16 protein-coding genes are annotated in these 16,841 nt (G+C 76.6%); 8 read left to right on the forward strand and 8 right to left on the reverse strand.

Annotated features, from left to right (window positions below):
- Positions 1 to 35 precede the first annotated feature (35 nt).
- Positions 36 to 812: a hypothetical protein gene (locus ADEH_RS17600; protein ID WP_011422451.1), complete on the reverse strand. Its 777-nt coding sequence runs from the start codon at positions 810 to 812 to the stop codon at positions 36 to 38.
- A gap of 178 nt (positions 813 to 990) precedes the next feature.
- On the opposite strand from ADEH_RS17600, the gene ADEH_RS17605 reads away from it, so the two are divergent.
- Positions 991 to 2,445, forward strand: coding sequence for a putative Na+/H+ antiporter (locus tag ADEH_RS17605; RefSeq protein WP_232287505.1), 1,455 nt, complete (start codon positions 991 to 993; stop codon positions 2,443 to 2,445).
- Between the two features lie 143 nt (positions 2,446 to 2,588).
- Here ADEH_RS17605 and ADEH_RS17610 read toward each other — a convergent pair whose 3' ends face one another.
- Positions 2,589 to 3,380: a DUF481 domain-containing protein gene (locus ADEH_RS17610; protein ID WP_011422453.1), complete on the reverse strand. Its 792-nt coding sequence runs from the start codon at positions 3,378 to 3,380 to the stop codon at positions 2,589 to 2,591.
- Positions 3,381 to 3,506: 126 nt separating this feature from the next.
- Here ADEH_RS17610 and ADEH_RS17615 point away from each other — a divergent pair, with 126 nt between their 5' ends.
- Complete coding sequence (locus ADEH_RS17615; RefSeq protein WP_011422454.1) at positions 3,507 to 6,092, forward strand: DEAD/DEAH box helicase; 2,586 nt, start codon at positions 3,507 to 3,509, stop codon at positions 6,090 to 6,092.
- 15 nt (positions 6,093 to 6,107) lie between these two features.
- On the opposite strand, the gene ADEH_RS17620 is transcribed toward ADEH_RS17615, so the two are convergent.
- Complete coding sequence (locus ADEH_RS17620; RefSeq protein WP_011422455.1) at positions 6,108 to 6,860, reverse strand: hypothetical protein; 753 nt, start codon at positions 6,858 to 6,860, stop codon at positions 6,108 to 6,110.
- Positions 6,861 to 6,967: 107 nt separating this feature from the next.
- On the opposite strand from ADEH_RS17620, the gene ADEH_RS17625 reads away from it, so the two are divergent.
- Positions 6,968 to 7,237 (forward strand): hypothetical protein, encoded by a 270-nt coding sequence (locus ADEH_RS17625; RefSeq protein WP_011422456.1) that lies wholly within the window; start codon positions 6,968 to 6,970, stop codon positions 7,235 to 7,237.
- Here the strand turns inward: ADEH_RS17625 and ADEH_RS17630 are convergent.
- A complete protein-coding gene (locus ADEH_RS17630) occupies positions 7,197 to 7,802 on the reverse strand; it encodes a DUF488 domain-containing protein (protein ID WP_232287322.1) in 606 nt (201 codons plus the stop codon). The two genes, ADEH_RS17625 and ADEH_RS17630, sit on opposite strands and share 41 nt — an antisense overlap.
- 96 nt (positions 7,803 to 7,898) lie before the next feature.
- Between ADEH_RS17630 and ADEH_RS23725 the strand changes: the two genes are divergently transcribed.
- Together ADEH_RS23725 and ADEH_RS17635 are read left to right on the forward strand one after the other, a co-directional pair.
- A complete protein-coding gene (locus ADEH_RS23725) occupies positions 7,899 to 8,024 on the forward strand; it encodes a hypothetical protein (RefSeq protein WP_255344368.1) in 126 nt (41 codons plus the stop codon).
- Between the two features lie 296 nt (positions 8,025 to 8,320).
- Complete coding sequence (locus ADEH_RS17635) at positions 8,321 to 8,710, forward strand: hypothetical protein (protein WP_041453665.1); 390 nt, start codon at positions 8,321 to 8,323, stop codon at positions 8,708 to 8,710.
- A 15-nt stretch (positions 8,711 to 8,725) separates the two neighbouring features.
- On the opposite strand, the gene ADEH_RS17640 is transcribed toward ADEH_RS17635, so the two are convergent.
- The 4 genes from ADEH_RS17640 to ADEH_RS17655 are packed head-to-tail and all read right to left on the reverse strand — an operon-like array spanning position 8,726 to position 12,275.
- Positions 8,726 to 9,097, reverse strand: a complete 372-nt coding sequence (locus ADEH_RS17640; protein WP_011422458.1) for a peptide chain release factor family protein — start codon at positions 9,095 to 9,097, stop codon at positions 8,726 to 8,728.
- Positions 9,094 to 9,813 carry an ABC transporter ATP-binding protein gene (locus ADEH_RS17645; protein WP_011422459.1) on the reverse strand — a complete coding sequence of 240 codons (720 nt, stop codon included), beginning with the start codon at positions 9,811 to 9,813 and terminating at the stop codon, positions 9,094 to 9,096. Before ADEH_RS17645 ends, ADEH_RS17640 begins: the two co-directional genes overlap by 4 nt.
- On the reverse strand, positions 9,806 to 11,023 hold the full coding sequence (locus ADEH_RS17650; RefSeq protein WP_011422460.1) for an ABC transporter permease: 1,218 nt from the start codon (positions 11,021 to 11,023) through the stop codon (positions 9,806 to 9,808). The genes ADEH_RS17645 and ADEH_RS17650 overlap by 8 nt, the downstream gene beginning before the upstream one ends.
- Positions 11,013 to 12,275, reverse strand: a complete 1,263-nt coding sequence (locus ADEH_RS17655; RefSeq protein ID WP_157061390.1) for an efflux RND transporter periplasmic adaptor subunit — start codon at positions 12,273 to 12,275, stop codon at positions 11,013 to 11,015. Before ADEH_RS17655 ends, ADEH_RS17650 begins: the two co-directional genes overlap by 11 nt.
- A 161-nt stretch (positions 12,276 to 12,436) precedes the next feature.
- Between ADEH_RS17655 and ADEH_RS17660 the strand changes: the two genes are divergently transcribed.
- The 3 genes from ADEH_RS17660 to ADEH_RS17670 are packed head-to-tail and all read left to right on the forward strand — an operon-like array spanning position 12,437 to position 16,835.
- Complete coding sequence (locus tag ADEH_RS17660; RefSeq protein WP_011422462.1) at positions 12,437 to 14,008, forward strand: 7TM domain-containing protein; 1,572 nt, start codon at positions 12,437 to 12,439, stop codon at positions 14,006 to 14,008.
- Positions 14,005 to 14,922, forward strand: a complete 918-nt coding sequence (locus ADEH_RS17665) for a sugar-transfer associated ATP-grasp domain-containing protein (RefSeq protein WP_011422463.1) — start codon at positions 14,005 to 14,007, stop codon at positions 14,920 to 14,922. Before ADEH_RS17660 ends, ADEH_RS17665 begins: the two co-directional genes overlap by 4 nt.
- A complete protein-coding gene (locus ADEH_RS17670) occupies positions 14,919 to 16,835 on the forward strand; it encodes a tetratricopeptide repeat protein (RefSeq protein WP_011422464.1) in 1,917 nt (638 codons plus the stop codon). The genes ADEH_RS17665 and ADEH_RS17670 overlap by 4 nt, the downstream gene beginning before the upstream one ends.
- The last annotated feature ends 6 nt before the right edge of the window (positions 16,836 to 16,841 follow it).

Raw genomic sequence — 16,841 nt, forward strand, 5'->3', positions numbered from 1 at the left:
AGGCGAGGGGCGCCCGCCAGATCGCCGCGCCCGGCCTAGGCGCGGGTCGCGGCCCGCAGCGACGCGGCCAGCCCCTCCAGCTCGCGCGCCTCGCGCGCCACGTGCTGCGTCGAGGTCACCGTCTCCTCGGTCGCGAGCGCGATCTGGTTCATGGCCTTCAGCGCCAGCTCGATGCCGCCCTCCTGCTGCTGCGCCACGCGCGCGATGTCCCGGGCCGCGCGCGCCGACTCGCGCAGCGCGGCGGAGAGCCCGCGCACCTCCTCGGCGAGCCGGGGCAGCCCGGCGTCCGGCGCCTCCGCCTGCCGCAGCCCCTCCTCGCCCGCGCGCTCCGAGCGCAGCGCCAGCCCGATGACGCCGTCGGCCGTGAGCGCCGCCGCGGCCGCCGTCTGCGAGAGCTGGTTGATGGCGGTGGTGGTGGCGCGGACCGAGGCGGCGGTCTCGGTGGTCGTGCGCGTGATGTCGCGGACGTCGGCCAGCAGCGCCTGCGCGGCGTGCGCCAGCTCCGAGGCGGTCCGCTCGAAGCTCTCGCGGCGCGCCTGCTCCAGCCGCACGATCTCCTGGCTCTGCCGCACCAGCTCGTCGCTCTGCCGGACCAGCTCCTGGTGCTGGCGGACGATCACCCGCCCGAGCCCGCCCAGCACGAACGGGGTGGTGTCCATGATCCACAGCAGCGGCTGACCGAGGTGCGCGTGCAGCAGCGCCCCCGGCGCCAGGCTCCCCAGGTGCGTGGCGGCCTCGATGACCGTGCCGACCAGGGGCAGGCCCACGCCCGCCAGCGCACCGTACCAGTCGTACCGGAACTTCCTCGCCATCCGCACCACCTCGCCGCCGCGGGACGCCGGGATTGTGCCCCCGAGGGCGCCCGTCCGCCACCCCGGTCGTGCGGGCGCGCCGCGGCGGGGTGCGGCGGCCGATCCCGGGCGCGGCGCGGCGCCGCGAATGCTAGGCTCCGCACCTCGTCCCCGTCCTGGAGGAGCACCGAACGTGAACATGGCCGCCGCCCTCGCCGCGCTCGCCGGCGCCGCCGCCCCGCCCACCGGGGCCCCCTTCCCGCCGCCGCTCGACAGCTACGCCGGAGAGGAAGGGCTGTCGCTGTGGGGGGTGCTCCTCCACCGCGCGCAGGCCGAGCCGCTCAACGCGGTCGCCACGGCGCTGTTCCTGCTCGCCATCCTCCACACGTTCCTCGCGCCGCGCTTCCTCGCCGCCTCGCACCGCCTGCGCGAGCGGGTGGAGGCGGCCCACGGCCCCGGCGCGCACAGCGGCAAGGTGGAGGTGCTGCACTTCCTGGGCGAGGTCGAGGCGGTGTTCGGCATCTGGGTGCTGCCGCTCATGATCGCCATCACCGTCGCGAAGGGCTCGAAGACCGCCGAGGCGTTCCTGGGGCGCGTGAACTTCACCGAGCCGCTGTTCGTGGTGGTGGTGATGGCGCTCGCCTCCACCCGGCCGGTGCTGTCGTTCGCCGAGGCGGTGATGGGGCGCGTCGCTCGGCTGGGGGGCGGGACGCCGTTCGCGTGGTGGCTCTCGACGCTCACGCTCGGGCCGCTGCTCGGGTCGCTCATCACCGAGCCCGCCGCCATGATCATCTGCGCGCTCCTGCTCGGCCGGCGCGTGCTCGACCTCGATCCCACCCGCCGGCTGCGCTACGCCACGCTGGGCCTGCTGTTCGTGAACGTCTCGGTGGGCGGGACGCTGACGCACTTCGCCGCGCCCCCCGTCCTGATGGTGGCGGCCCGCTTCGGCTGGGACACGCCGCACATGCTGGCGAACTTCGGCTGGAAGGCGGCCGTGGCCATCGCCCTCTCGAACCTGCTCTACGCCGCGATCTTCCGGAAGGACCTGCAGGCGCTGGCCGCGCGGGCCGAGGCCGAGGCGGCGGCGCGCGACGCGGGGGCGCGGCCCGACGAGCCGACCCCGCGCTCGCCGGTGTGGATCGTGGTGGTGCACCTCGTCCTGCTCGCGCTGGTGGTGAAGGCGGCGCACACGCCCCCGCTGTTCGTGGGGCTGTTCCTGTTCTTCATGGCGTTCCACGCCGCCACCGCCCCACACCAGCAGCCGCTCGACCTGCGCGCGCCCATCCTGGTCGGCTTCTTCCTGGCCGGCCTGGTGGTGCACGGCGCCCTCCAGCAGTGGTGGATCGCGCCGGTGCTGGGGCGCCTCGACCCGCTGTCGCTGCTGTTCGGCGCGGCAGGCCTGACCGCGTTCAACGACAACGCCGCCATCACCTACCTGGCCTCGCTGGTGCCGACGTTCGACGCGGCGGCGCGCTACGCGGTGGTGGCGGGCGCCGTGGCGGGCGGCGGCCTGACCGTGATCGCGAACGCGCCCAACCCGGCCGGCCAGGCCGCGCTCGCGCGCTACTTCCCGGACGGCGTGAAGCCCGCGTCGCTCGCGGCCGCGGCGCTCGCGCCCACCGCGATCGTCCTGGCCTGCTTCCTGTGGCTGTAGCCCTTCGACTCCGGCTCGCCTTCGGCTCGCCTACGCTCAGGGTGAGCGGACCCTTCGACTCCGGCTCGCCTTCGGCTCGCCTACGCTCAGGGTGAGCGGAGATCCTCGAAGCCGCTCGTGGTGAGCTCGTCGAACCACGGGCGTCAGAACGCGACCTCGACGGTGGCGCCGAGCGCGGTGTCGGTGCGCACCTTGCCCGGCGCGGGCGCCGAGTCGTAGGCCACCTGGTAGGACAGGCCGAAGCTCACCGCCTTCACCAGGCGGCTGGCGAGCTTGGTCAGCGACCGCACCTGCCACCGCTCGCCGTCGGTGACGTTCGCGAGCACCTCGGCCTCCTGCACCAGCTTCACGTGGTCGGAGAAGCCGTAGCGGAACGCGAGGCCGGCGCGCGGCGACACCGCCTCGACGTCGGGAAGGTCGCCCTCGGGCGCCTCCGCGGTCCCGTAGTACTGCCAGCGCGCGTCGTAGGTGTAGCGCACGCCCAGGTCGGTGCGGAGGAACAGCTCGCCCCCCGCGTCCTGCTTCCGGTCCAGCCACAGCCAGCCGGCGCCGGCCTCGCCGTACGCCCGGTACTCCAGGCTGGCCACGTGGTCGGTCTCCGCGCCGCCCAGGGCGAACACCGTGACGTGCTCCGCGACCTTGCGGTCGGCGCGGAGCTGGCCGGTCGCCCCGAGCGCCACGGTCTCCGCGGGCTGGTCGCGGCTGGCCGGGCGCGTCCGCCCGTACACGCCGGTGGCCTTCCCGGCCAGGGTCCACCCGCCCGCCTCGCGCTGCGCGCTCGCCGCGCCGTTCATGGTGGTGGTCTCGGCGTTGCCGGTGAGCACGATCACGCCCGCGCCCACCACGCCCGACCACTCCGGCCCGGGCTTCGCCGGCGCGTCCGCGGCCGCGGCCAGCGCCGGCGCGAGCAGCGCCACCCACGCAGTCCTCTTCATCCGGTTCGTCCTCCTCCCTCCCTGATACCCGGCCGGCGGTGGGACGGGCAACCGGTCGCAGCGCCGCAGCGCGCCCGTCCCGCGCGGCTGGCGCCGCGGGCGCGCACGCGGTACGAAGGCGCACGCATGTCCACGCCCAGCCCCTCGCCCGCGTCCGGCCCCGAGCCCCTGCGCGCCCCGCTCGCGGCGCTGCTCCCGCCCGCGGGGGCGCCGCCGCTCCCGCCCGACGCGGTGCTCGACCGCTTCGTGTCGTGGGTCGCCTCCACCGGGCTCTCGCTCTACCCGCACCAGGAGGAGGCGATCCTCTCGCTCCTGGACGGCGACCACCTCGTGCTCTCCACCCCGACCGGCTCGGGCAAGTCGCTGGTCGCGACGTTCCTCCACTTCCAGGCGATGGCCGCCGGGCAGCGGTCCTTCTACACCTGCCCGATCAAGGCGCTCGTCAACGAGAAGTTCTTCGACCTGTGCCGGCTGTTCGGCCCGGAGAACGTGGGGATGATGACCGGCGACGGCGCGGTGAACCGCGACGCGCCCATCGTCTGCTGCACCGCCGAGATCCTGATGAACCTGGCGGTGCGCGAGGCCGAGCCGCCCGTGGACGCGGTGGTGATGGACGAGTTCCACTACTACGGCGACCGCGAGCGCGGGGTGGCCTGGCAGGTGCCGCTCCTGGTGCTGGAGCGGGCGCGCTTCCTGCTCATGTCCGCCACGCTCGGCGACACGCGCGCCATCGAGGCCTCGCTGCGCGAGGTGACGGGGCGGGAGGTGGCGGCGGTCCGGAACGCGGCGCGGCCGGTGCCGCTCGAGCACGAGTGGCGCGAGACGCCGCTGCACGAGACCATCGAGGAGCTGGTCACGTCGAGCCGGGCGCCCATCTACCTCGTGAACTTCACCCAGCGCGCCGCCGCCGAGCAGGCGCAGAACCTCATGAGCGCGAACTTCTCCTCGAAGGAGGAGAAGGCGCGCATCGCCGAGGCGCTGGCAGGGGCCCGCTTCGACTCGCCCTACGGCAAGGAGCTGCAGCGCTTCCTGCGGCACGGGATCGGGCTGCACCACGCCGGCCTGCTCCCGCGGTACCGGCTGCTCGTCGAGAAGCTCGCGCAGGGCGGGCTGCTGAAGGTGGTCTCCGGCACCGACACGCTGGGCATGGGCGTCAACATCCCCATCCGCACGGTGCTCTTCACCCAGCTCTGCAAGTTCGACGGGACGAAGACCGCCATCCTCACCTCGCGCGACTTCCACCAGATCTCCGGGCGCGCCGGCCGGAAGGGCTTCGACGAGCGCGGGTACGTGGTGGCGCAGGCCCCCGAGCACGTGGTCGAGAACAAGAAGCTCGCCGAGAAGGCCGCCGCCGGGAAGAAGGTCGTCAAGAAGCAGCCGCCCACCAAGGGCTACGTGCACTTCGACCGGAACACCTTCCAGCGGCTGCAGGAGAAGGAGCCGGAGGCGCTGGAGAGCCGCTTCGAGCCGACGTTCGCGCTGCTCGTGAACCTGCTGCAGAGCGAGACCACGCGGGTGGGCGGCGGCTACGGCCGGCTGGTCGAGATCATCGCCCGCTCGCACGGCAACGACTACGTGCGCGCGCGCCACCGGCGCGTGGCCGCCCAGCGCCTCCGCACGCTCCGGGCCGCGGGGCTGGTCGAGGTGCGCCGGATCGAGGGCTACCGCGGCGCCTACCTGCGGCCCGCGTCCGGCCTGCAGCGCGACTTCTCGCTGTTCCACACGCTCGCGCTGTACCTGCTCGACACGCTGCCCGCCATCCCGCGCGAGCGCGAGACCTACGCGCTCGACGTCCTCTCCATGGTGGAGTCGATCCTGGAGGACCCGGACGTCATCCTGTGGAAGCAGCTCGACCGCGCCCGCGGCGAGGCCGTCGCCGAGATGAAGGCGCGCGGCATGGAGTACGACGAGCGCATGGCCGAGCTGGAGAAGGTCGAGTACCCGAAGCCCAACCGCGACTTCGTCTACGCCACCTTCAACGAGTTCGCCGCGAAGCACCCCTGGGTCGGCGCCGAGAACATCCGCCCGAAGTCGGTGGCGCGCGAGATGGTCGAGCGGTTCATGACGTTCGCGGACTACGTGCGCGAGTACGAGCTGCAGCGCTCGGAGGGGGTGGTGCTGCGCTACCTCTCGGAGGCGTACAAGACGCTGGTCCAGACCGTCCCCGAGACCTACCGCGACGACGCGCTCCTCGACGTGATCGCGTTCCTGCGCGCGACCGTGCGCGGCGTGGACTCCTCGCTCATCGACGAGTGGGAGCGCATGCGCGACCCGGCGTACCAGGCGGCCGCGGTGGACGCCCGCGCGGCCGTCGCCGCGACGCTGGGGCCGCCGCCGGTCTGGGCCGACCCGCGCGCGTTCGCGGCGCGGATCCGCAACGAGCTGCACGCGCTGCTCGTGGCGCTCGCGCGGAAGGACCACGCCGCGGCGGTGGCGGCGCTCGCGCCCGGCGCGGAGTGGACGCCGGCCAGCCTCGAGGCGGCCATGGCGCCGTACTGGGAGGCGCACCCGCGCATCGACGTGACCCCGGCCGCGCGCCGGCCGCACAACACGTTCGTGAAGGAGCTGGGCCCGCGCCGCTGGGAGGCGGTGCAGCGGATCGTGGACGAGGCCGGCGAGGTGGACTGGGCCATCACCTGCGAGATCGACCTCACCGAGCCGCCCCGCGATCCCGACCAGCCGCTGCTCGCGCTGGTCCGCGTCGGCCCCTGAGCCGCGCCGCGCGGGCTACGGCCGGAACGCGGCCGGGTCGATCCGGGCCGGGAGCTCCACCTTCTCGAGCACCGTCTCGCCGGTGGTCTGGCCGTTCGCCCAGTTGCCCTCGCGGAACGCCACCAGCACGCCGTCCACGGTGCGGAAGTCCGAGTAGGTGGTGACGAACTCGACCGGCGCGCCGCCGCGCGAGGCGCCGCGGGAGCGCAGGATCCGGCCGGTGGCCGGGTCGATGCCCGCCTCCACCACCACCCCCGGCGCGACCTCCAGCGCCAGGACCCGCAGCGTCGCCCCGTCCGCCTCCCACGCGCCGCGGTCCTCGACCTTGTTCTCCCAGGCGGCGAGCAGCGCCGGCAGGTCGAGCCGCGCGGCCTGCAGGATCATCGACATCAGGAACGGGCCGCCCACCTCCTCGCCGAAGCGCCAGCCGCGGCCGCCGTCCAGCACCCGGACCTCCACCGGCGCGCCCGGGAACGCGATCTCGACGCGCAGCTTGCCCGACCGCTGGTAGACGCGGGTGATGCGCCCGGGCTGCCCCGGGTGCAGCAGCGAGGTGACCGTGCCCTCCTCCCGGACGCGGGCGAGCCGGACCACCGCCTTCTTCCCGCCGTAGGCCGCGACGCAGCGCTCCACCAGCGCGTGGACCTCGGCCCGCGCCGCGGCGGCGGGCGGCTGCGCGGCGGCCGGGGCGGCGGGCGCGCCGGCGGCGGGCAGGGAGGGGGCGGCGGCGAGGACGAGCGCGGCGAGCGCGAGCGCAGCGGTGGGCACGGGGACCTCCGGATCGGGCGGCGGGGCGGCGGCCAGTGTCGTGGCTGGGCGGGCGGAAGGCAACCGCGGCGTGCCCGCGCGGCGGCCCGGGGCCACCGTGATCCGGCGTGACCGAGCTCCTCGGCTGGCTCAGCTCCGCGGTGCTGCTCGCCACGCTCGCCCGCCAGGTGCACAAGCAGTGGCGGGAGGGCACCGGCGCGGGCGTCTCGCGCTGGCTCTTCGCCGGGCAGACCACCGCGTCCGCCGGGTTCACGCTCTACAGCCTGCTGGTGGGCAACTGGGTCTTCGTGGTGACGAACGCGCTCATCCTGGCGAGCGCGATCGCCGGCGTGGCGATCACGGTGCGGCAGCGGCGGGCCCGTCCGCAGGGTACGTGACGCGCCGCCCGTCCACCCGCGCGAACGGGGTGAGCCGGTGCGGGCGCGTCCGCCCGGGGCCGGTCACGTGCTCCACCACCACGCCGCGCGCCAGGAGCGCGTCCGCCACGAGCGAGCGGTGGCAGCGCCAGGGGACCGCCTCGGCGCAGACCAGCGCCACCGGCCCGCGGCGCGCCAGCTCGCGCAGCTCGAGCAGCCCCTCCTCGAACTCCGGCGTGCCCATGTGGTCGGCGTAGCCGCGGAAGCTCGCGTTGCGCCAGGCGCCGTTCGGCGAGTCTCGCCGCGCGTGGCGCAGGCCGCCGAGCCGCGGGAGGTGTGCGTAGCCGATCCCCGCCGACGCGAGCGCCGCGCGCAGCGCGGGCCCCTCGTACTGCGGGTTCGCGCGCGAGCGGGGGATGGTGCGGATGTCGGCCACCGTCACGGCGCCGACCGACCGCAGCAGGTCGAGGAAGGCGTCGATGGGGCGGGTGGAGTGCCCGAGCGCGAGCACGCGCACCCCGCCCCAGCCCGGCGCCGCCCTGCGGCGCGGCGCGTCCGCCGACCCGGCAGATGCCCGCGAGACCATGGACGGTTGCATGCCGCCGCGGCGGCGCGGGCGCACGGATCCGGGATCCGCCGTCCGGCCGGAACCCTTCCGCCCGGTCCCGGCTCCCACCCCTCCATGAGTGCCTCCACCGAGACGACTCCCACGATCGAGGTGACCGACGCGGCGCGAACCGCGCTGCTCGAGCACCTCTCCCGCGACCCGCACAGCCGCTACGTCCGCATCCACGTCGGCCACGGTTGAGGTGGCGTCAGCTACCAACTGACTCTGGACGAGTCGGCCGACCCCGAGCGCGACGCGCTCATCGAGCAGGACGGGATCACGTTCCTCGCGGAGCACCGGCAGAAGCACCTCATCCCGGGCCTCCGCATCGAGGTGCAGAAGGTGTTCGGGCGCGAGGGCCTGGTCGCCTGGAACACGGCCTGGGAGGGCGGCGCCTGCTGATCCCTCGCCGGCCCGCGCGCGCGCCGGCGCTTGACGCTTCCCAGCCGTTGCGGTTGACAAGGACCGGCCGGAAGGCCGATACCCGTCCTCCGACCATGCAACCGAAGCCTCGGGAAGGTCCGCGCTGGGCGCGCGGGCAGAAGTTCACGCTGTCGCCCGCCGGGCGCGACGCCGAGGAGGCGTACCGCGCCGCGGTGCTGGGCGCGCGTGGCGCCGGGCGCGCGGTGCTGGACGGCGCGCTGGCCGGCTGGGCCTCCCCGCGCGCGGTGGAGCCGGGCGACGGCGTGCTGCTCGCCGAGCTGAAGGGCAAGCCGCGCGGCCTCTCCGAGCTGGGCCACGCCCTCGACGACGCCGGCATCCCGGGCGCCGAGGTCCGGGCCGCGCTCGACCGGCTGGTCCGCGCGGGCCTCGCCGAGCTGGTCCCGCTCGCCTCGCAGCTCGAGGCGCAGCGCGCGCCGCCGCCGCCGGCCACCGGCCGCTGGTAGCGGCCCGCCCCGGCCTCACTCCCACCCGCGCCGCGAGGCCTTCCGCTCGCCGCGGCGCTTCTTCTCGGTGAGGCGCCGCTCCTTCGCGCCGCGCGTCGGCTTGGTGGGCCGGCGCGGCTTGGGGCGGTGCGCGAGCGGCTGGAGGCGCGCGCGCAGCCGCTCCAGCGCGGCGCCGCGGTTCTGCAGCTGGCTGCGCCGCTCGGTGGCGGTCACCGTGATCTCGGTGGGCCGGTGCACCAGCCGCACGCCGCTCTCGGTCTTGTTGCGGTGCTGGCCGCCGGGCCCGCCGCCCACGAAGAAGCTCTCGTCGCACTCGGCGAGCAGCGCCTCGTCGGACAGGGCGAGCGCCCGGCGGGCCTCGGCCCGCAGCGCCTCGGGGACCGTCATGCTCCGCTCCTCCGGTGGGGCCCGTCGGCCACGATGCGCCCGTCCACCAGCTCGACGATGCGATCGCAGCGGTCGGCGAGCCGCGGGTCGTGCGTCACGATCAGGAACGTGATGCCGGCCCGGCGGTTGAACTCGCGCAGCAGCGCGAACACCTCGTCCGCGGCGTGGGTGTCGAGGTTGCCGGTGGGCTCGTCGGCCAGCACCAGCCGCGGCGCCATGGCCAGGGCGCGGGCGATCGCGACCCGCTGCTGCTGGCCGCCGGAGAGCTGGGTGGCGCGGCGGTGCAGCACCGCGCCGAGGCCCACCTGCCGGAGCAGGTGCTCCCCGCACTCGGCCATGTCCGGGGCCGCCCGCCCGCGCGCCGCCATCATCGGGATCATGACGTTCTCGAGGGCGGTGAACGCGGGCAGCAGGTGGTGGAACTGGAACACGAACCCTATGGTGCGCCCGCGCGTGCGCGCCATGGCGTCGTCGTCCAGCGCGGCGGTGTCGAGGCCCGCCACCCGCACGCGGCCGCCGGTGGGCCGGTCGAGCAGGCCGATGAGGTTGAGCAGCGTGGACTTCCCGGAGCCGGACGGGCCCATGAGCGCGGTGAACTCCCCCGCGCCCACCGTGAGGTCCACGCCGTGCAGCACCGGCGTGACCACCGGGCCGGCCACGTAGTCCTTGCGGACGCCGGAGAGCTCCACCGTGGGCGTGGCCACCGGCTCAGCCATAGCGGATCACCACCGCCGGATCGAGCTTCGCCGCGCGTCGCGCGGGGTAGGCCGCGGCCACCAGGCCGGTGCCGACCGCCACCGCCGAGGCCAGCAGGAACAGCCCCGGGGTCAGCTCCACCGGGAAGAGCGCCTCGCCGTACGGGTTGCGGACCAGCGTCGCGAACGCGACCGACATGGCCGTGCCGAGCAGGGCGCCGAGGACCGAGCCGGCCCCGCCGACCAGCGCGCCCTCGATGAGGAAGATGCGGAGCACGGTGCCGGTGGTGGTCCCGGTGGCCTTCAGGATCCCGATCTCGCGCGACCGCTGGATCACCGAGATGCCGAGGACGCTCGCGATCCCGAGCGCCACCGCCAGCACCACGAACGACTGGATCAGCAGCGAGGAGGCGCTCTGCGAGCGCAGCGCGGTGAGGAGCTGCTGGTTGAGCTGCATCCAGCTCTCCGCCAGCAGGCCGGTCCGCGCGGCCAGCGACCGCGCCACGCGCTCGGCGGCGAACGGGTCCCGCACCTTCAGCTCGATCCCGGTGATCCCGCCCTGCAGGTCGAGCAGCGTCTGCGCCGCCCGCAGCGAGACCAGCACCCAGCGCTGGTTCACGTCGCGGCTGCCCAGGTCGAAGACGCCGGCCACCGTGAACAGGTCGGAGCGCGACTCGGCGCTGGTGATCCGGAGCTTGTCGCCCACCGCGAGCCCCAGCTCGTCCGCGAGCACCGCCCCGATCACCACCTCCTCGCCGCCGGCCCGGAACGCGCCCGCCTTCATGCGCCGCGACATCGGGATCACCCGGTCGAAGCTCTCGGGCTCGACCCCGCGCAGCGCCACCGCGCGCGACACCCCTGCCCGGCTCGCGAAGGCCGAGCCCGCCGCGGTGGGCGTGGCCGAGACCACGCCCGGGGCGCCGCGGACCAGCGCGAGCACCTCCGGCCACTGCTCCACCGATCGATCGCGCTCCGGGATCTTCTCCACCACCGCGGCCAGCGCCTCGCCCGGCCCGGGCGGCAGGACCCGCGGGACGCGCTCGGGCCGGCGCAGCACCACGTGCGCCTGCGACCCGAGCGTCTGCTCGACCAGCGTCGCCTGGAGCCCGCCGATGAGCGCGGTGAGGAAGACGATCACCCCCACGCCGACGGTGGCGCCGCCCAGCACCAGCGCGGTCTGCGCGCGGCCCTCGCGCAGGAACCGCAGCGCGACGAACAGCTCAAAGGGCACGGCCCAGCTCCGGCCCCGGCAGGCGGCGCACCCGCACCCGGCCCCCCTCCACCACCGCGGCGGACGGCGCCAGCACCTCGTCGCCCGCGGCGAGCCCGCCGGCGATCTCCACCAGCCCGTCGCCGCGGAGCCCGAGGCGCACCGCGCGCCGCTCCGCCCGGCCGCCGCGGACCGCCAGCACCCAGGGCGAGCCGCCGGCGTCGCGGACGGCGTCCGCCGGGACGACGAGCGCGTCGGCCTTGCGGCCCACCTCAACGTTCACCGAGACGGTCATGTCGGGGCGCAGGAACGGCGGCGGCGCGGGGACGGCGAGGCGCACCTCGACCGTGCCGCGGGCGGGATCCACCGAGGGCGCGAGGAAGGACACCGTCGCCTCGAAGGGCGCGTCCGGGAACGCGTCCGCCACCGCGCGGGCCGGCTGGCCGACGCGCAGCAGCGCCAGGTTCTTCTCGTCCGGCTCGACCGAGAGCCGCGTCTCGCCGGCGCGCGCCAGGACGAGCAGCCGCGCGCCCGCGGTGACGGTGTCGCCGGGCTCGACCTCGCGCAGGATCACCGTCGCCGCGGCCGGCGCGCGGAGCTGCCGGTCCTCCAGCCGCGCGCGGGCCACCTCCTCGGCGCCGCGGGCCGCCGCGAGCGCGGCCTCCGCCAGGCGCTGGTCCGGGCCGGCGCCGGCGGCCGCGGCCGCCTGCGCGAGCGCGCTCTCCCGCGCGCTCCGGGCCAGCGCGAGCGCCTGCTCCGCGTCGTCCAGCTGCGCGACGCTGGCGCTCCCCGCGTCGGCCAGGCTCCGCGCCCGCTCCCGCGCGCGCTCCGCCAGCTCCACCCGCAGCTCGGCCTGGCGCAGCGCCTCGGTCGCGCCGCGCGCCGCCGGGCCCCGCGACTGCTCGAGCCGCGCCGCCGCCTGGAGCACCTGTGCGCGCGCCTGCGAGAGCGCGGCGCGGGCCTCGGCGTCGTCGAGCCGGACCAGCAGGTCGCCGGCGCGGACCGCGTCACCCTCGTCCACCCGGACCGCGGCCACCTTGCCGGTCGCGACCGCGCCCACCTGGATGCGCGCCGGCGCCATCACCCGACCGCTCGCCACCACCCGCTGCACCAGCGGCCGCCGCTCCACCGCGTAGCCGGGCGCGGCCGTCCCGCGCGCCGCGCGCACCGCGGCCACCGCCGCGAGCACCAGCACGATCCCGACCGCGGCGCGGCCGGCGCGAGACCGGAGCAGGGTCGCGACGGCGCGGCGCGGGCTCGCGGGGGCGTCCATGTCCCCATTGGTACACCGGCGTCGGGCGCGCGCCCAGCGCCGCGGTGCCGCTGCCACCCGCCGCGACATGGCCGCGCGGCTCCGCGGGGCGACGCCCCGAGACGGGCGACCTCCGCGAGTGGCCGGCCGGCCGGTCGGCGGGTCGAACCGCCACACCGACCATGGCGCTCACCCACCCGCACAAGCTCGGCCTCACCGTCCTCGCGCTCGTCCTCGGCGCCGCCGGCCTCATGGCGTACAAGGTCCGCGCGCTCGGCTACCGGCTCGCGGACATCCTGCCGGTGCGCCAGTACGAGGTCACCTACGCGCTCGACCTCGACGGCCACGGCGGCGACGTCCGCGTCCGCAGCTTCCTGCCCTCGAGCGACGCGCACCAGACGATCTCCGAGGAGCGCGACCAGACCTCCGGCCTGCACCTCTCGCAGGCGATGGAGGGGCCGAACCGGGTGGCCACCTGGAGCGGCGCCGACGTGCCCAACGGCGCGCGCATCCGGCACGCGTTCAAGGTGCTCCCCCGGCGCGTGTCGTACGAGCTCCCCGCCGGCCTGGAGGTGCCCGCCGCCTACCCGCCCTCGGCGGCCGCCTGGCTCCGGCCGGAGAAGGAGATCCAGGTGGACGCGCCGGAGATCCGCGCCACCCTGCAGCGCATCGGCGCCGACCAGGGCAGCGTGGTGGAGCGGCTCCGGCGCATCCACGCGCTGGCCGCGTCGCTGCAGCCGCGGCCGTTCAAGGGGACCACCGACGCGCTCACCGCGCTGCGCCTGGGCGAGTCGAGCTGCAACGGCAAGAGCCGGCTGTTCGTGGCGCTGGCCCGGGCGGCGGGCATCCCGGCGCGGCTGGTGGGCGGCCTCATCCTCGAGCCCGGCGCGAAGCGGACCTCGCACCAGTGGGTGGAGGCCTGGGTGGCCGGGCACTGGGTGCCGTTCTGCCCGACGAACGGCCACTTCGCCGAGCTGCCCGAGCGCTACCTCACGCTCTACGTCGGCGACGAGGCGCTGTTCCGCCACACCGCCGACGTGAACTTCGACTACCGCTTCGAGACGCACGCCGCGCTGGTGCCGTCCCCGCAGGCGAAGGCGACGTTCACGCTGTTCGACGTGTGGGGGCTGTTCGACCGTCTGCGGCTGCCGTTCGCGCTGCTCCGCACCGTGCTGATGCTGCCGGTGGGCGCGCTCCTGGTGGTGCTGTTCCGGAACGTGGTGGGCATGCCGACGTTCGGCACCTTCCTGCCCGCGCTGCTCGCCGCCTCGGCGGGCGAGACCGGCGCCGGGTACGGCGTGCTGGCGGTGCTGCTGGTGGTGGCGGCGGTCGCGGCGGTGCGCTGGGGGCTCACCCGGCTCGAGCTGCTCCACTCCCCCACGCTCGCGATCCTGCTCGCCGCGGTGGTGCTGGCGCTGCTCACCACCTCGATGGTCGCCGAGCGCGCCGGGATCGCGGCGCTCACCCGCGTCACCATGTTCCCGATCGCGGTGCTCGCCATCTGCGCCGAGCGCTTCTACCTGTCGCTCACCGAGCACGGCGCGCGCGCGGCCGGGAAGGAGCTGGCCGGGACGCTGGCGGTGATGCTGGCGTGCCACGCGGTGATGAGCTCGCTGGCGCTGCAGGTGCTGGTGATCGGCTTCCCCGAGGTGCTGCTGCTGGTGGTGGCGGCGAACGTGTACCTGGGGCGCTGGGTCGGCATGCGGCTCAGCGAGTACCGCCGCTTCCGCGGGCTGCTCGGGGGCGCGGCGTGAGCGCGCTCTCGCGGGCGGTCGCGCGGGTGCGGGGCGTGCTGGCCCGGCGCGCCGCGGTGTACGGGATCAACCGGCGCAACCTGGCGCTGGTCTACCCGAACAACGACCGGCGCCACTACCCGCTCGCCGACGACAAGCTGCTCGCGAAGGAGCGGTTCCAGGCCGCCGGCGTGCCGGCGCCGGAGACGCTGGCGGTGTGCGAGGGCCTGTACGCCGTGCCCGGCGTGGTGGAGGCGCTGCGCGGGCGCTCGCAGTTCGTGGTGAAGCCCGCGAACGGCGCGGGCGGCGGCGGCATCCTGGTGGTGGGCGCGTGGGACGCGGAGGCCGGCTGCTGGCGGAAGGCCGGCGGCGAGCCGCTCTCGCCGCGCACGCTCGGGCGCCACCTCGCCGACGTCGTGTTCGGGGTCCACTCCAACCAGCTGGAGGACCGCGCGTTCGTGGAGCGGCGCGTGGAGCCGCACCCGCTGTTCGCCGGGCTGTGGGGCGACGGCCTGTGCGACCTGCGCGTCGTCACGCTCCGGACGTCGCCGGTCATGGCGATGATCCGCGTCCCCACCGCCGAGTCCGGCGGGCGCGCCAACCTGCACCAGGGCGGCCTCGGCATCGCGGTGGACCTCGCCACCGGCCGGACCTTCCGCGCGCTGCACCGCGGCCGCGCGGTGGAGCGCCACCCCGAGTCCGGCGCGCCGCTGCTCGGGCTCGAGCTCCCCGCCTGGCCGGCGGTGCTGGACGTCGCGCGCCGCGCCGCCGCGGCGGTGCCGCTCGGCTACCTGGGGGTGGACGTGGTGGTGGACCGCGAGGCGCGCCCGCTGGTGCTGGAGATCAACGCCCGGCCCGGGCTCGAGATCCAGAACGTGAACGGCCGGGGCCTCGGGCCCGCGCTGGCGGCCGCGACGGACGGGAGGGCCGCGTGAGCGCCGGCGAACGCGTCGCGCTGGACCGGCTCTGGCCGATGCTGCTCGGGCTCGCGGCCCTGGTGGCGGGCGCGCTCGTGCTGGAGGCCTGGGCCGGCCGGCGCGGGAACGAGCCGCTCCGCATCGCGGTGACCGACGAGGCGCTGCCCGCGGGCGAGGAGGACGAGCCGTCCGGCGACGCGCCCGAGGGCCCCGAGGCGCCGCCCGTCTCCGACGCCCACGCCCGCGCCCGCACCGCCGCGCGCCGGGCGCTCTACGCCGACGCGATCCCGCTCTACGAGCAGGCGCTGCGCGACCGCCCCGACGCCCCCGCGCTCGAGGCGGAGCTGGGCGCGTGGCTCCTCGCCGCCGGCCAGCCCGAGCGCGCGCTGCCGCACCTCGCCCGCGCCGACCAGCTCCGCCCGGACCCGGGTACTGCGCTCCGCCTCGGCCTGGCCCGGGCCCGCCTCGGGGACCGCGAGGGCGCCGAGCGGGATCTCCGCCGCGCGCTGGCCCAGCGGCCCTCGTCGGGCGCGGTCCGGATCGCGCTCGGGACGCTGCTGCGCCGGCGCGGCGCGGTGGCCGAGGCGGTGGCGCTGCTCGAGCCCGCCGCGGCGGCGGGCTCGAACGAGGAACGCGCGCGGGCGCTCGTGGCGCTCGGCGCGGCGCACCTCGCCGCCGGGCGACGCGCCGAGGCGACGCGCGCCTTCGACCAGGCGGTGCTCTACGCGCCTGCCCGCGTCGAGATCCGCCTGGGCGTGGCCCGCGCCTGGCTGGGCGGCGACGCCGGCGACGCGGATCGGGCGCTCGCGGTGCTGGCCCGCGCCGCCGACCTCGCGCCCGACGTGCCGGCCGTGCACGCGGCGCTGGGGCGCGCCCGCGAGCGGACCGGGGACGGCGCCGGCGCGGCCGAGGCCTACGAGCGCGCGCTCCGGCTCGACCCCTCGAACCGGTACTCCCGCCGCCGCGTGCTGCGCCTCGCGCTCGCGGCCCGCGACTTCGCGCGGGCCCGGCACGAGGCCGACCGGCTGGTGACCGACGGGCCGGAGGTGGCCGAGCACCACTTCCTCGCCGCGCTGGTGGCGGACCGCGACGGCCGCCCGGCGGACGCGCGCCGCGCCTACCGGCGCGCCATCGAGGTCGCGAAGGGCGACTACCCCGAGGCCTGGCTCAACCTGGGCGTGCTGGAGAAGGGCGAGGGCGACCTCGCCGCGGCCCGCGCCGCCTACCGGCGCGCGCTGGAGCTGCGGCCCGGCTACGGTGCGGCGCTCGTGAACCTCGGCAAGCTGGAGGAGGCGGCCGGCGACGCCGCGGCGGCGGAGGCCGCCTACCGGCGCGCGGTGGAGCTCGACCCGCGCCACGCGCCGGGCTGGCTCGCGCTCGGCCAGCTCCAGTCCGACGCCCGCCGCTTCGACGAGGCGGTCGCGTCGCTCCGCCGCGCGCTCGAGGCGCGCCCCGGCTACGACGCCGCCGAGCTGTCGCTGGGCGTCACCGCCGCGCGCGCGGGGCGCACCGCCGAGGCCATCGCCGCCTACCGCCGCGTGCTGGCCCGCTCGCCGCGCTCCGCCACCGCCTGGTACGACCTCGGCCTGGCGCTGCTCGACGCGGGCGACCCGCGCCAGGCGGGCGACGCGTTCCGCCAGGCCGCCGCGATCGACCCGGACCACGTGCCGTCGCGGCGCAAGACGGCCGAGCTGGAGCTCGGCTCCGGCCGCGTGGCCGAGGCCCGGGCACGCTTCGAGGAGCTGCTCGACCTCGTCCCCGGCGACCGCGCGGCCCGCGCCGCGCTCGCCGAGGTCGCCGCCCGCCAGGGCGACCGCGCCGGCTGCGAGGCCCGGGCGCGGGCGCTGCTCGCCGAGGCGCCCGGCGATCCCGCCGTGCAGCCGCTGCTCGCGCGCTGCGCCACCCTCGCCCCGCGCGCCGCGGCCCGCTGAGCCTCC

The organism is Anaeromyxobacter dehalogenans 2CP-C (assembly GCF_000013385.1).
Lineage (GTDB): Bacteria > Myxococcota > Myxococcia > Myxococcales > Anaeromyxobacteraceae > Anaeromyxobacter > Anaeromyxobacter dehalogenans_B.